Source organism: Spirillospora sp. NPDC127506 (assembly GCF_040302145.1).
Taxonomy (GTDB): domain Bacteria; phylum Actinomycetota; class Actinomycetes; order Streptosporangiales; family Streptosporangiaceae; genus Spirillospora.
The window spans coordinates 1-731 of the sequence record NZ_JBEORG010000087.1 but is presented as its reverse complement, the minus strand read 5'-3'; the positions used below and the strand labels follow the sequence as shown (position 1 = coordinate 731).

The 731-nt window shown below is 67.0% G+C and carries 1 protein-coding gene; it reads right to left on the bottom strand.

Annotated features, from left to right (window positions below; all coding sequences use genetic code 11):
• Positions 1-177 precede the first annotated feature (177 nt).
• On the bottom strand, positions 178-731 hold a 554-nt coding region (gene istB, locus ABTW95_RS35435), incomplete at its 5' end, for an IS21-like element helper ATPase IstB (protein ID WP_500228612.1).

Sequence of the window (731 nt, the reverse complement as noted above, 5' to 3'; positions counted from 1 at the left end):
ACTCGGTGACCAAGCGGGGCCGCACCCCTCTGTGGGACGCGTTGCGAACCCTCGCAGGGGCGATGAGGACCTGTTCGACTGCCCAGAGTGCGGGCGACGTGTCAACGACGGGCGAATCCTGACCCCCTGTCGACGTCTGAAAGTTGACCCCCTGGTGGTGTTGTTTGCTGCGGGTTGTTACTGATGGTCGTTGTTGGTCTGGGCGGCGGGGACGCGGCCCAGGTCGCGGTTCTTCAGGCGGTAGCTGTCTCCTTTCAGGCTGATGACCTCGGCGTGGTGGACGAGGCGGTCGATCATGGCTGCGGCCACGATGTCGTCGCCGAACACCTCGCCCCAGCGCCCGAACGGCTTGTTGCTGGTCACGATGAGGGAGGCGCGTTCGTAGCGGCTGGAGACCAGCTGGAAGAACAGATTGGCTGCCTCTGGCTCGAAGGGGATGTAGCCGACCTCGTCGACGACCAGCACCGGGATGCGTGCGAGCTTGACCAGTTCCTGCTGCAGTTTCCCGGTGGCGTGGGCGTCGGCCAGGCGGGCGACCCATGCGGCTGCGGTGGCGAACGCGACGCGGTGCCCGGCCTGGCAGGCCCGCATCCCCAGCCCGATCGACAGGTGGGTCTTGCCGGTGCCGGGCGGGCCGAGGAACACCACGTTCTCGCGGGCGGCGACGAAGTCCAGAGTGCCCAGGTGGGCGATGACCTCTCGTTTGAGGGAGCGCTGGTGGTCGAAGTCGA